The following is a 13,699-nucleotide window of genomic DNA, read 5'->3' as shown; positions in this document are numbered from 1 at the left end:
GGCCCCGCCGGGGGCGCCCGGGGGGGCGGCCCCCCCCCCCCCCCCCCCCCCCCCCGCGCCGCGGTCCGCGGCCGCGCGCAGCGCCTGCATGAGCCTGGCGACGATCTTCGGCGCGAGGCCGAGGGAGAGCTCGTCGGCCAGCAGGACGGTGGGCTCGGCCGCGAGCGCCCTGGCGGTCAGGAGCATCCGCTGCTCGCCTCCGGACAGCAGGCCGGCCCGGCGGCGCAGCAGCGGCCGCAGCTCCGGGAACAGATCCAGCGCCCGCTCGACCGGGCCAGGGCCGATGCGCAGGTTGTCGTGCGTCGACAGCCGGGAGATGACGGAACGCTCCTCGGGTATCACGCCCAGGCCGGCGCGCACCCGGCGGTGCAGCGACGCCGTCGTCGGGCTGCCCCGCCAGAGAACCTCCCCGCCCAGCCCTGGAAGCGCCCCGGCCAGCGTCAGCAGGGTGGTCGTCTTGCCGGCCCCGTTCGGGCCGAGCACGACGACGATCTCGCCAGGCCGCACGTCGAGGCTCACGTCCCGCACGCAGGGAATCCGCCGGTAGCCTGCGAACAGGCCCCTGGCCTCCAGCACCGGCGCGATCTCGGCGGACACGATCTCGGCGGACACAGTCTCAGCGGGCATCGCCGACCACCTCCTGTTCGCGCTCGTCCCGCGCGGCCTGCACCTCGTGCTCGCTGGGCGCGGTCTCCTCCTCGCGTTCCTCGCCGAGGTAGGCGGCGACCACCCGCGGATCGACACGGATCTCGGCCGGGGTCCCGGTGGCGATGACCTTGCCGAAGTCCATGACCACGAGGCGGTCGCAGACCCGGTTGAGCATCGGGACGTCGTGCTCGACGAGCAGGATGCCGATGCCCCACTCCTCGACCAGCCGCCGCAGCAGGTCAGCCAGCTCCTGCGTCTCGGTCTCGTGCAGCCCGGCGGCCGGCTCGTCGAGCAGCAGGATCGACGGCTCGGCCGCGATGGCCCGCGCGATGGCCACCTGCCGGCGGCGGCCATAGGGCAGCTCCGACGGCACCCGGTGCAGGTCGTCCACCAGCTCGAACATCGCGATCGCCGACCGGGCGGCCGGGGTCAGCTCGGTGTGCCGCGGCCGCACGAGATCGGTCAGGTAGGCGGCCGAGTCGCGCGGGTCCGACGCGGTGCGCAGGTTCTCCAGGACGGTCAGCTGGTCGAACAGCTCGAGCGACTGGAACGTCCGCCCGATGCCCATCCTGGCCCGTCGACGGGCGTTGAAACCGTCGATCCGGACGTCGTCCAGCAGGATCGTTCCGGCCTGCGCGCGGTTGAAGCCGGTCACGGCGTCGATGAAGGTGGTCTTGCCGGCGCCGTTCGGCCCCATCAGCCCGACCACCTCGCCGGGCCGCACCTGGATCGAGACTCCGTCGAGCGCCTGGACTCCCCCGAAGCGGACCGAGACGTCCCGCACCTCGAGCACCCGCGGCGTGACCCGGCGAGCGGGAGCGGGCGTGGCCGTGGCGGCGTCCGCGGACGCCGTCGCCCGGGTTGGCTCCGGCGCCGTCCCGGCCGCCGAGTCCGTCCCCGCGGTCGACGCCGTGGCCGACGCCGTTTCCGTGGCCGACGCCGTTTCCATGGCCGACGCCGTCCCGCCAGCGTCGGCGCCACCCGGAGACGCCGCGCGCTGGCGCGGCAGCCGCACCCGTGGCCACGGCAGCGCGACCACGCGGGCGGCGAGCCCGTTGGGGTACTGGGCCAGGGTGGGAACGAGCAGGGCGGCGAGCGCGAGGGTCACGTACTGGCCGACCGACGCGTCCGTGATCAGCTCGCTGAAGATCTTGGTTGTCAGACCCCCCACGACGTTGGCCCCGGCCGCCACGCCACCGACCAGGAAGCCGACTCCGCTGATCACCGTATAGATGATCACCGAGATCGAGTTGAAGACGTTGAACTGGCTGAAGTCCACGTAGGTCGTCTGGAAGGCCAGCAGGACGCCACCCAGACCCGCGATCGCCGCTGAGAGGGCGAACGAGTAGAGCTTGGCGCCGTACACGCTGATCCCCAGCGAGGCCGCGGCCCGTTCGTTCCCCCGGACGGCCACCAGCCGCCGCCCCGAGCGCCCCCGTCTGATATTTCCCGCGACCAGCCCGGCCAGGAGCAGAGCGACGAGGCAGACGATGGCGTAGCGCTTGGGATGGTTGACCGCGTCGATGTCCCAGCCGAAGAGCGATGGTGAGTCGACGACCGTTCCCTCGAGACCTCCGGTGAGCGGGACGCTCTGGAACAGGATGCTCTGGAAGGAGTAGGCCATCCCGAACGTGGCGATGGCCAGATGGATCCCCCGGGTGCGCAGCGCCGGCAGCCCGACGAGGATGCCGACCGGCACCGCCGCGGCGACCCCGATGACGAGCACCAGCAGGAACGGGAGGCCGTGGACGGCGGCCAGCCGGGAGGCGACGTAGCCGCCCCAGCCGGCGAACGCGTACTGGGCCAGGGACAGCTGGCCGGCGTACCCGGTCACGACCACGAGCGACACGCAGATGATCGCCCCGATGGTCGTGGCGATCAGCGCGTCGTTCCAGGGCGTGGGCGTCAGCAGGATGAGCAGGACCATCGCCCCCACGGCGGCCACCAGCCGCCCGGGCCGCAGCGCTCCGGTCCCGATCTCCGGGAGCAGCTCGTTCACGTGGCTGCGCAGCGGCAGGCTCTGGCCCCGCGCGACGAGCACCAGGATGACGACGAGGAACGGGACGGCGTCGCTCCAGCCCGACGCCCGGACGTAGTAGGTGATCTCCGACTGGGTGATGCCGATGACCAGCGACGCGACGAACGCGATGGCGAAGGAGTCGAACCGGGCCACCATGGCGGTCGCCAGGGCGGGGATGATCAGCAGGACGAGCGTGTTGATGTCCAGCCCGGCGATCGGCACGATGAGGATGCCCGCGAGCCCGGCGAGCATGGAGCCGAGGGTCCAGTTCACCGCGGCGATCACGTCGGGCGAGTGGCCGGCGAGCTGCGCCCCGCGCTCGTTCTCGGCCACCGCCGAGGTGATGGCGCCGAACTTGCTGTACCGGTAGACCGCCCACAGGGTCGCCGACACCACGACCGCGATGCCGAGCAGGATGAAGCGGTCCACCCCGACCGCCGCGCCACCGACGGGGCTGACGCTGTCCGTCGGCAGGAATGACGGCACGATCCGGATCGAGGTGCCGTACAGGATGCGGCCGAGTTGTTGCAGCACCACCATCACCCCGAGGGTCGCGATGACCCTCGTCAGCGGTGGAGCATGCCGCAGCGGGCGCATCACCAGAAGGTGCATGAGGGCGCCCGCCGCGCCGGAGATGAGCAGCGCCAGCACGACCGAGGGCGCGACCGGCAGACCGCCGCGGATGTGCAGGTCGTAGTAGGCCAGGGCACCCACCGCGGCGAACGCGCCCTGGGCGAAGTTGAGAACGCCAGATCCTCGATAGACGAGGACCAGGCCCTGCCCGGCCAGGGCGTAGATGGCCCCCAGCCCGAGGCCGAGGAAGAGGAAGCGGATCACTGGTCGACCACCCCCCGCCCGCGGGTCACCGACCCGCGGGCGTCGCGGCTTGCGCGCATAGTGCTGGTCACGGCTTCGGCGTGAAGATCGGGACGTAGCCGTCGGACGTCTGCACGAGCTTGCCGTCCTTCACGACCCCTTCGATGATCTGGTGGTTGAAGAGGCGCTCGAGTCCGGGGAAGTCGAAGTTCTTGGTCGTGGTGTAGCCCTCCGGCAGCAGCCCGAAGACGTTGAAGTCGGTCAGGTTGCTGAAGGCCTTGAGCACGGACTCCCTAGTGACGGGACCGGAGATGGTGCGGGCCACCTGCGCGAAGGCCCAGGTGCCCATCCAGGCGTTCAGGCTGACCTGGTCGACGGCGGCCTTGGGCTCGTACTTGGCCATCTCGGCACGGAACTGGACGATGCCCGGCAGATCGCTGGTCACGAGCGGGAGCCCCGCGGAGACGAGCACACCGTTGGCCTTGTCGCCGAGCGCGGACAGGGTCTCGGCCGTGAACGACGAGGCGCTGGCGGACAGCTTCTGGTCGAAGTTCCCGCTCCTGCTCACGGTCAGCCAGGCGGCCAGGTGGGTCGGCATCATGGCCAGGGCCACGCCGTCACCCTTGGCCCCGCTGGTCACCACCGGCGTCAGGTCGGTGGCGGTCACCTCGACCGGGATGCCGCCCATCAGCTTCAGGCCACGCCCCTGCTGCAGCGTGATCTGGTTGAACCCCACCGCGGACGCCGCCTGCGCGACGTTGGTGTAGGCGACCTGGATGTCCTTCGCCCCGGCGTCGGCCAGGACGGTCGCCAGGCCCGCGCCGTCCGAACCCGCGAGCGGGAAGGAGTTCGGGGAGGACAGGACCGACTTGCTGGTCGGCGGCGGCGCGATGTTGGGCACGCCCGCCGCGGCCAGGATCGTGTTCACCTGCTCCTGGAACGCCTCGTAGTCACCGACCTCCGCGATGACGCTCTTGTCAGCGACCAGCTCGCGGGCGCAGCCGACCGCCGCCGTGGGGCTCTCGGTGCCCTGGGCGTCGCACACCTTCACCTCGAGCGGGCGGCCGTTGATGCCGCCTGACGCGTTCACCGCCGCCGCCGCGGCCTTCGCCCCCTCGAAGGCCTCGGTCCCGGGGGTGACACTCGTGAGGGCGGTGATCACCTCGATCACGATCGGGTCCCCGGTGAGGCCGTTGGTCGCCGGGTCCGCGTCCTTGGAGTCGCCGCCACAGGCCGCGACCAGAGCCGCTAACAGGCCAGCGGCAACGGTTAAAGAAGTCAACTTGTGGTTCTTCATGGCGAAGACATCCCTTCCGATTGCGACATTTCGCGAGAGGGCGCGGAGGCCGCTTCAGCGGTCGCTCGAACTCGGCGCCGCGACCGGCACGGCGCCGTCGACTCCGCGCGAGTCGGGCTCTCCCAGAGCCCGGATGGTCCTAGATCGTTTGTGGACAGCGGTGCCCAACGGTGGCCCGGGTCACGTCGGCCCACGCCAGCTCCTCCCGGCGCGGGCCTTCCACCCCTCGGGCAGTGTTTGTACTGAGTACAGATCTGAGGGGTATTGTTTAGCAGGTGGCGGCAGGTCGCACAAGACCCTCGACGCCGACCGCCCGCTCCGCCGGGGCCCAGAGCACCCCGAGGCAGCCCATCACCAAAAGTGGCTGACCGTTTACCAAGAGACGGCGTCGACGGCCCGACCGCGCGCCGGGCCACCGGTTCGCGGACCAGACCCGCCCCTCGCCCCCACCGCGGATGCGGGCGCCAGCCACGCCTGGAAGCCGGCCGACTACAAGCGCGGCCCTTGCGTTCTTGTACTCAGCCTAACTACGGTGTTCGGGACGGACGAGCCGTTCGCCGACTCACCCCACGTCTGACCGGCTTCCACGCCGCTCGCAGGAAGGACCGCGGATCAGTGCACCAGCCTCTGGCGGGCGTCAAGATGATCGAGGTCGCCCAGTTCACGTTCACCCCGGCGGCGGGCGGCGTTCTCACCGAGTGGGGCGCCGACGTGATCAAGGTCGAGCACTCCGAGCGAGGTGACGCGCAGCGCGGGATGGTGAACCACCCGAAGGACGGGACGTTCCACCCGATCATGGAACATCCCAACCGCGGCAAGCGCAGCATCGGCCTTGACCTGGCGAACCCGGCCGGATATGCCGTCCTGCTCGAGCTGCTCCGGGACGCGGATGTCTTCCTCACCAACTTCCTCCCGGACGCGCGCCGCCGCCTGGGTCTCGAGCTCGAGGACATCCGCAAGGTCAACCCGGACATCATCTACGTGCGCGGGAGCGCGCACGGCCAGCGCGGGCCGTGGGCGGAGAAGGGCGGATATGACGGCTCCTCGTTCTGGTGCCGCATGGGCAGCGCCTGGGGGGTGACGCCGCCGGACAGTCCGCGGGTGCTCAGCATGCCGGGCGGTGCCTACGGCGACTCCATGGGCGGGATGACGATCGCCGGCGGGATCGCGGCGGCGCTCTACGGCCGGGCGACGACCGGGGAGCCGTCCGTGGTCGATGTTTCGCTGATGAGCGTCGGGGCGTGGGCATTCGCGCTCGATCTCAGCAACGCGGCGTTGACCGGGCCCGAGAAGGAACCGATCTCCATCAATCAAATGATGGCGAACGCCCCGCTGAATCCCACAGTCGGCCATTTCCGGACCTCGGACGGCCGCTGGATCAACTTCACGATGATCCAGCCGTTCCGGTACTTCGCCGACGTCTGCCGCCACCTGGGCCTCGACGAGCTCATCGACGACGAACGCTTCAACACGGCCCAGAACCTCATGGCCAACGCGCGCGACGCCGCCCAGTACATCACCGAAGCCATCGCCCAGAAGCCGTTCGACTACTGGAGCAGGCACCTGCAGACCCTGGAGGGCCCGTGGGCGCCGGTGCAGGGCCCGCTGGACATCCTCGACGATCCCCAGATGGCGGCCAACGGCTACATCCGGCCGGTCGTGGACAGCGAGGGCAAGGAACGCCGGCTGATCGCCAACCCCGTCCAGTTCGATGCCCAGCCACCCGAGACCGCCCGGGGCCCGCTGTTCGCGGAGCACACCGACGACCTGCTGCGCGAGCTCGGCCACTCCGAGGAGGAGATCCTCGAACTCAAGATCGCCGGCGCGGCCACCTGACAGCGCCGAGACGGCGAAGAGACCAGATGAAGAGACAAAGAACCGAGCCTGATGCCCTGAGAGAGGCACACACGTGACCTTCACGATCGACCTCGGCGAGCGCACGGCCCTCGTCACCGGTGGCGGGCAGGGCGTGGGGCGGGCCACCTGCCTGTCCCTGGCGGCGGCGGGCGCCAGGGTGCTCGTCAACGACTTCGTGCCCGACCGGGCCGACGAGGTCGTCAAGGAGATCGAGGCCACCGGCGGTGTCGCGCTGGCGCGCCCCTTCGACGTCTCCGACTACGCGGCCGTGACCGAGGCGATCGGCGCCGACACGGTGGACATCCTGGTCAACAACGCCGGCAACGCCGGGCCTGGAGGCTGGGACGTGAAGAACCCGGCCGCCGGCTCGAAAGGGGTCTCGGTCAGCGTCGGGGCGTTCGCGACCACCGAGCCGGCCGACTGGGACCGTTACTTCGCCGTCAACCTGTACGGGGTGCTGAACTGCACCCGCGTCGCGCTTCCCGGCATGCTCGCCGCGGGCGAGGGCCGGGTCATCACGATCGTGTCCGACGCCGGGCGCGTCGGCGAGGCGAACATGGCGCCCTACTCGGCCGCCAAGGCGGGCGCGGCGGGGTTCATGCGGGCGCTGGCGCGCGAGGTCGGCGGCCAGGGGATCACGGTCAACAGCGTGGCGCTCTCCACGGTGGACACCCTCGGGCTGGCGGAGATGGCTCGGGCCTCCGCCGAGATGGCCGAGCGGCTGCGGCGCCAGCTCAAGCGGTACATGATCCCCCGGCTGGGGCGGCCCGACGACGTGGCCGGGCTCGTCACGTTCCTCGCGAGCCCGCTCGCGTCCTGGATCACCGGCCAGACCTACCCGGTGAACGGCGGCTACTCCGTCTCCGTGTGACCGCCTCGGCCACCTCGTCACGGCCGGGGCGGAGCGGGAGCCAGGCAGCCGGGGTCGGCTCGCCGGTCTCCCTCAGCCCGGTGTTCCGCGCTCCGCCCCCGTAGGCGCGGCTCAGGGCGCGAATATCTCGTCGATCGCGGTCAAGGCACCCGACTCGACCGTGATGAGGCATTTGAGCTGCCCATCCGGTCCGAAATCGGCCAGTTTCGCCGCGAGCGCGGACAGCGTGGTCGGGACGTTCCCAGCCGTCGGGTTCTCCAAGCTGACCGCGCCGGTGGGACCCAGTTCGTCCACGTATCCCAACCGGGCCGTCGGACTCACGGAAAGGGTGCGGAGCACCGCGTTCTCGTTGCGGACGTAGTAGTCGTTGCACCACGCCGCGGGCCATGGCCCGGGGTCGCCATCCTGGACGCAGGCCTGCTGGGCGGCGGTGCCGGTAAGCCATTCGACGACGTCGAAGGTCACGGTGGCGTTCGCCGGGTCGATGGCGGTGACGTAGGCGGCGTACTCGCCCCGCAGCGGGGTGGCCGTCGGCCCGTCTCCGTCATCAGCCGGCGTCGGCTCCGCGGGCGCCGGCTCCGCGGGTGTCGGATCAACCGGTCCCGGATCCGCGGGCCCCGGATCCGCGGGTGCCACGTCGGCCGGCGTCGGGTCCGCCGGCGCGTCTCCCGATGACGCGTCCGTGGTCAGTTTCCCGCCAAATGACGGGGCGACCAGCTGCCTGGACAGCGGCGCCAAGCCCTCGTCGACCGGCACGACGGCCACGGTCACCCGGTCGGCCGCCGTGCCGGCGGCGCCGTCCCGGGTGGTGGCGCCCGCGTTGCTCGCGGATGCCCACGCCAACGTGCAACTGGCCACGGCGGCCACGAAGGCGACCCTCAGCGAAACGCTGGCCGCCGGCCGGCGGCCAGCGAACCCGAATCGTCCGCCCGGGCGCGCGAGGTTCCGTTCCGGCACCGCGTCTCCCACAACGTCATGGTGACCGGTGAACGCCGACCACCGCCCAAAGCGTGGTCGGTCCGTATTCCTCGCCGCCGGGGAACGGGAAACGCCCAGTCCGAAGGCACCGGTGCCCCGGCGGAGGCCGCCCGGGCACCGTGGAATGTGGCCGACTCCCGGTAGTATTCACCGCCCTCCCCACGGGCAGCCAGCCGGGCGGCCAACCGCGCCGAAATGCATCCGGCGGCGTGCCGCAACGGCGAGGCGAACATGGCGTCCTACTCGGCCGCCAAGGCGGGCGCGGCTGGGTTCATAGCGGACGACCGCCCTGGGCGAGCGGGTACCTCGGCTCATTCGAGCCCCGTCCCTGGAGGAGACCCGCCCCGATCGTCCGCCACAGCCTGGGAACCCGAATGGAGCGCCTCGGGTCGGTCATCACCGAGGACCCGCCGCCGTCGGGCCAGCGTGTCCTCGTCCAGTGCGCGAGCCCGCGCGATCTCTCCCACGGCACGGAGATCGACGGCGAGGTTGTTCGCCGAGATCAGCGTGTCGGGATGGTCTTCACCAAGGACCCGCCTGCGTCGGGCCAGCGTGTCCTCGTCCAACGCGCGAGCCCGCGCGGTCTCTCCCACGGCAGCCAGGTCGCGCGCGAGGTTGCTGGCTGAGATCAGCGTGTCGGGGTGGTCCGCGCCGAGGACCCGCCCGCGTCGGGCATGGGTCTGAGCATCGAGGTCACGGGCCTGGGCGATCTCTCCTAGCGCAGCCAGGTCGCGCGCGAGGTTGCTGGCTGAGGTGAGTGTGTCGGGATGATCCGCGCCGAGGACCCGCCCGCGTCGAGCCAGCGTGTCCTCATCCAACGCGCGAGCCCGCGCCAGATCCCCGAGTGTCCGCAGGTCGCGGGCGAGGTTGCTGGCTGAGGTGAGTGTGTCGGGATGATCCGCGCCGAGGACCCGCCCGCGTTGCGTGAGGGTCTCCGCATCGAGGTCACGGGCCTGCGCGTACTGGCCGAGATCCCGGTGTGCACGCGCGAGGCGGTTCGCGGCGGTCAGCGTGCGCTGGTCGTCCGGGCCAAAACGGTCACGCCACCGGTGGTACATGTCCGCGGCGAGACGCTGGGCCGCGTGGGTGTCGCCGCGCGCAAGCAGGTACCAAACGGCGTCGCAGGCGAGCCGGTGGGCTTGTGGGCTGGGGCTGTCGACGGGGTCGGTCGCAAGCAGGTGGGGCAGAAAACCAGCCCACTGGGACCACCAGACAGGATTTTCCGGATCACCAGGCGCCGCGTCGACCAGCATTGCCTCTACCCGGGCGCGAGCCGCCCGCCGCCCGTCGGGGTCGAGGTGCGCTCGGACAATCGCCTGGACCAGGCGGTGCAGCAACGGCCCCACGGGCCCGACTTTCACCAGGCCGTACCGACCAAGCCGGCCCATGCTGCGTCGCAGCGCCAGGGGTGTGCGGGCCACCGTTGCCAGTGGATCGGGCAACACTCCGACACCCGCGCCGCTGAGATAAGAGAGCGGGACGGGTTCCGGAGCCAAGAAGGCGCACAATTGCAGCAGCTGGTGCGCGGCCTGGTCCTCGTCCGCCAGTCGCTGGACCGACAGGTGGACCACCGCCGCCAGCGACACCGGGTAGAACGGCGGCCGGCCCTCGGCGAGCACCTCCGCCGCCGCGGTTGCCAACGCATCGAGGTACTCACTGGGCGGCATGCCAGTCTCGGCCAACAACCCCGCGGCTTGCGCGACCGCCAGAGGCAGGTCCCCCAGCGCCTCCGCCAGCCGATCGGCGTCCGCGACGTCCACCGTCGGGACTTGGCCGCGCAGCAGGGCGACCGACTCGTGACGGGCGAACACGTCTACCTCGACCGGCGCCGCGACAAGCCCCCAGCCAGGGTTGCGGGAGGTGATCAGGATATGGCCAGGACCCTCCGGTAGCCACGCGACCAAATCCGATGGATCCTCGGCATTGTCAAAGATTAGTAACCAACCGCCGTGGCTTCGCAGGTATCGGCGGACCGCCACGAGCGCCGCGGGGGTTCCCACGCCGGAAGCGGTCACCTCCGCGGCCACGGCCAACTCCCCGATCTGGTCCCCGACCAAAGCGGCCTGCCCAGCGTCGACCCACCACACGAGGTCGTAGTCGACCGCGAAGCGGTGTGCGTACTCGATCGCGAGCTGAGTCTTACCGACCCCACCGATACCGTGCATGGCTTGTACCAATGCAGTCCCATCAGAGCGCAGCAGGCCACGCAACCGCAGCAGCATCGCGTCTCGACCAGTGAACGCGGGACTGCGAACAGGAACGTTCCATACCGGTGGCAGTTCTCCGGGGAGCCTGAGCCGGGTGCGGCCGGCTTCGGTCACCGCGGCGCTCTCGGGCCGAGGGAAGTCCGGTTCGCTGCCCGGACGTCGCGGACCGCGCAGGGCCTTCAACAGCACCTCGCGCGCCTGGTCGCTGGTCAGGCCGAACAGGGCCGGCGCGAGCAACGGGCGGAGCAGCGGTGGCGAGGTCACGTCCTCGACCCGCAGCGGAATCAGCCGAGGATCGCCGGCGCCGCCGGCCAGTACGGCGGCCCACCCGATCCTCGTGTAGCGATCCGCCTCGAGATATGCCTCCGACAGCAGCGCTACGACATTCTGGGCACGGCGCAGGGCGTCGTTCATCTTCTCGATGAAGTTGTCCCCCGCAACCCAGTCCCAGTGGCCCAGCTCCACGCTGTAACCGGCCCGCTCGAGCTGCCAGGACACCCACTCCGCCCACGCCAGGTCCCGGCCCGCGTGACTCACGAACACGTCTACACCTGCCACCGGCACCCCCCGCCCCAGAAGTCTCCAGGACCATGCGGACACAACAGGTCGACCTTGTGGATCTGAGGCGCGTCACCGCGAGTTTCCCACTGGAGAGGCTAGTGGATCCGCCGATCGCTCGGACGCGATCGACGCAACAGCCTTGCCAGGCACCAGTTCTGTTCGTGGCATGAGCGGATGTGGCGCCGCTCCGCGCCCAACCGGACGGCCGGCATCCGCATGAGGTGTGGTCGGACTTCTGGAAAGTACCGTCAGTTTCCAGCGACGATCTCGGCCAGCTTTCGAAATGGTGACGAATGCGGCTGGCGGGTCCTCCTGACGCCGGGCGTCAGAAGGACCCGCCAGCCGGTGGCGTCAGACCGAGGTCTCGGTCATCAGGAAGTCGATGACCGGCTTGCCCGCCTCCCACGACCCGCCCATCGAGGCCTTGACGTGGCCGGAGTCGACGAGGACGCTCTCGCCGCTGATACCGCTCGCGGCGGCGCTGTTCAGGAAGGCCATCACGTTGGCCATCTGCTCCGGCTGCAACGGCGCCATACCCGTCGCCTCGCGGTAGGCCTGGTCGAAGCCGCCCCAGGAGTTCGCCCGGGCGAGCGGGGTGTCGGTCGGCCCGGGGCAGATCGCGTTGATCCGGATGCCCTTGGCGGTGAACGGGTAGGCCTGCCGCGCGACGTAGGCGTTCACGGCCTGCTTGCTGAACATGTAGGTGTCGGTGCCCTCGTGGGCGTTCACCCACGCGTCGGCCTCCTCGTAGGACGCCGTCGCCAGGAAGTCCACGAGCCTCGGCAGGTGGTTCTGCCAGCCGAGCCCGGCCACCGACGAGATGAAGCAGATCGCCGACCCGGCGGCCAGCCGGCCGTCAGCGATCAGCCGCTCGACCAGGTGGCGGTGCGAGATGATGTTGACCCGCATCGTTCCCGGGCCGCCCCCGATGCCGGCCGCGCAGAACACCGCGTGCACCGGCCCGGCGACCTGGTCGAGGGCTGCGTCGATCCGCTCCCGGTCCAGCAGGTCGACCTCGATCGTCTTCCCGACCGGGTAGTCGACGGGCACGCGGTCCAGCACCGTGACGTCGGCCCCGAGGGCCGCGACCGCCTGGGCCGCCGCGGCGCCCATGCCGGTCGCGCCGCCGACCACGAGGGCATGCTTCCCGTCGTAACGGAAGGCCTGTGTGTCGCCCATCACTCTCCAACCTCCGGACTCGCCAGTCAGCTCAGCTCCGCGCTAGAACTGCTCAACGGGGTAAATTATACTGAGTTCAAAACTCGGGCACCAGGCTCGCAGCGGCCCGAGACCCTCGAAGGGAACAGGCATGGATCCCGATCTCAGCCCCGACCAGCGGCTCCTGCGGGAGACCACTGAGCGGTTCATCGAGGCGAACCTGCCGCTCGCCAGGCTCCGCGAGCTGATCGACGCGGGTGACGAGGTCGACCCGTCCTATCGGCGCGACGGCGCCGAGCTCGGCTGGTTCGCCTTCCTGGCCCCCGAGTCCCTCGGCGGCGGAAGCGTGTCCGGCGACGGCGTCCTGGACGCCGTCGTCCTCGCGGAGCTGCGCGGCCGGTACCTGCAGCCGGGCGCCTTCATCGACACCAACCTCGCGGTGGCCACGCTCGCCCGCGAGGGCTCGGAGGAGCAGCGGACCAAGGTCGTGCCGACGCTGATCTCCGGCGAGGCGGCCGTGGCCTGGGCCGTCGCGGACGCCACCGGCGACTGGTCCGGTTCTTCGGGCGTCGGCTGCGAGCCCACGCGCGGCGGGTACCGCCTCACGGGCCGCAAGGGACTCGTGGTCGAGGCGCGGTCCGCCCAGTGGCTGCTCGTGACGGCGGTGGCGCCCGACGGGCTCACGCAGTTCCTCCTGCCGACGGCCACGCCCGGCGTGACCGTCGAGGCGATGACCAGCCTCGACCTGAGCCGCCGGCTGTGCGAGGTCCGCTTCGACGACGTCGAGGTCGACGGCTCCGCGCTGGTGGGCACCCCCGGCGCGGCGGCGACCGCCGTCGATGCGCAGTTGCTGCTGGCCGGCGTGCTCGCCGCCGCGGAGACGGTCGGCGCCATGCAGTACCTGTTCGACCTCACCGTGCAGTACTGCAAGGACCGCGTCGCGTTCGGCCGGCCCATCGGCTCCTTCCAGGCGATCAAGCACCAGCTCGCCGACACCAGCCTGGCGCTGGAGATGAGCCACGCGGTGGCCACCGGGGCGGCGCGCGAGGCCCAGCGGGAAGGCCGCGGCGCCGCGCACGCCGCGAGCATGGCGAAGGCGTTCGTGGGTGACGCGGCGGTGGAGCTGGCGCACAAATGCTGGCAGCTGTTCGGCGGCATCTCCTACACCTGGGAGCACGACTTCCACCTCTATCTCCGCCGGCTGACGACCGACGCGTCGCTGTACGGATCGCCGACGTGGCACCGCGAGCGGCTCTGCCAGCTGGCCGGTCTGTGAGTCACGCCGA

9 protein-coding genes are annotated in these 13,699 nt (G+C 71.0%); 3 read left to right on the top strand and 6 right to left on the bottom strand.

Annotated features, from left to right (window positions below; translation table 11 throughout):
* The 3 genes from I6A81_RS28025 to I6A81_RS28015 all read right to left on the bottom strand — a co-directional run.
* Positions 1-627 (bottom strand): ABC transporter ATP-binding protein (locus I6A81_RS28025; protein WP_203010359.1); only part of this gene is annotated, 627 nt, incomplete at its 3' end.
* Complete coding sequence (locus I6A81_RS28020) at positions 617-3,505, bottom strand: branched-chain amino acid ABC transporter permease/ATP-binding protein (protein WP_203002241.1); 2,889 nt, start codon at positions 3,503-3,505, stop codon at positions 617-619. The genes I6A81_RS28020 and I6A81_RS28025, both read right to left, overlap by 11 nt.
* A gap of 67 nt (positions 3,506-3,572) precedes the next feature.
* Positions 3,573-4,781, bottom strand: coding sequence for an ABC transporter substrate-binding protein (locus tag I6A81_RS28015; protein WP_203002242.1), 1,209 nt, complete (start codon positions 4,779-4,781; stop codon positions 3,573-3,575).
* Positions 4,782-5,396: 615 nt separating this feature from the next.
* On the opposite strand from I6A81_RS28015, the gene I6A81_RS28010 reads away from it, so the two are divergent.
* Both I6A81_RS28010 and I6A81_RS28005 read left to right on the top strand, forming a co-directional pair.
* Complete coding sequence (locus I6A81_RS28010) at positions 5,397-6,617, top strand: CaiB/BaiF CoA transferase family protein (protein WP_203002243.1); 1,221 nt, start codon at positions 5,397-5,399, stop codon at positions 6,615-6,617.
* 73 nt (positions 6,618-6,690) lie between these two features.
* Positions 6,691-7,509 carry an SDR family NAD(P)-dependent oxidoreductase gene (locus I6A81_RS28005; RefSeq protein ID WP_203002244.1) on the top strand — a complete coding sequence of 273 codons (819 nt, stop codon included), beginning with the start codon at positions 6,691-6,693 and terminating at the stop codon, positions 7,507-7,509.
* Positions 7,510-7,620: 111 nt separating this feature from the next.
* Here I6A81_RS28005 and I6A81_RS28000 read toward each other — a convergent pair whose 3' ends face one another.
* The 3 genes from I6A81_RS28000 to I6A81_RS27990 form a co-directional block, all read right to left on the bottom strand.
* Positions 7,621-8,352, bottom strand: a complete 732-nt coding sequence (locus I6A81_RS28000) for a hypothetical protein (protein WP_238428797.1) — start codon at positions 8,350-8,352, stop codon at positions 7,621-7,623.
* 446 nt (positions 8,353-8,798) lie between these two features.
* Positions 8,799-11,231 carry an FxSxx-COOH system tetratricopeptide repeat protein gene (gene fxsT, locus I6A81_RS27995; RefSeq protein ID WP_203002246.1) on the bottom strand — a complete coding sequence of 811 codons (2,433 nt, stop codon included), beginning with the start codon at positions 11,229-11,231 and terminating at the stop codon, positions 8,799-8,801.
* A 375-nt stretch (positions 11,232-11,606) separates the two neighbouring features.
* Positions 11,607-12,434: an SDR family oxidoreductase gene (locus I6A81_RS27990; protein ID WP_203002247.1), complete on the bottom strand. Its 828-nt coding sequence runs from the start codon at positions 12,432-12,434 to the stop codon at positions 11,607-11,609.
* Between the two features lie 130 nt (positions 12,435-12,564).
* On the opposite strand from I6A81_RS27990, the gene I6A81_RS27985 reads away from it, so the two are divergent.
* A complete protein-coding gene (locus tag I6A81_RS27985) occupies positions 12,565-13,689 on the top strand; it encodes an acyl-CoA dehydrogenase family protein (RefSeq protein WP_203002248.1) in 1,125 nt (374 codons plus the stop codon).
* The last annotated feature ends 10 nt before the right edge of the window (positions 13,690-13,699 follow it).

This window comes from Frankia nepalensis, assembly GCF_016786325.1.
In the GTDB taxonomy this organism is placed as follows: Bacteria; Actinomycetota; Actinomycetes; order Frankiales; family Frankiaceae; genus Pseudofrankia; species Pseudofrankia nepalensis.
Note: the sequence above shows the minus strand (reverse complement) of the source record. Positions and strands in the feature narration are given on the sequence as shown.

Coding starts and splice junctions, on each gene's coding strand:
- I6A81_RS27985 (WP_203002248.1), top strand. CDS start 12,565: ATGGATCCCGATCTCAGCCCCGACCAGCGGCTCCTGCGGGAGACCACT.
- I6A81_RS27990 (WP_203002247.1), bottom strand. CDS start 12,434: ATGGGCGACACACAGGCCTTCCGTTACGACGGGAAGCATGCCCTCGTG.
- I6A81_RS28015 (WP_203002242.1), bottom strand. CDS start 4,781: ATGAAGAACCACAAGTTGACTTCTTTAACCGTTGCCGCTGGCCTGTTA.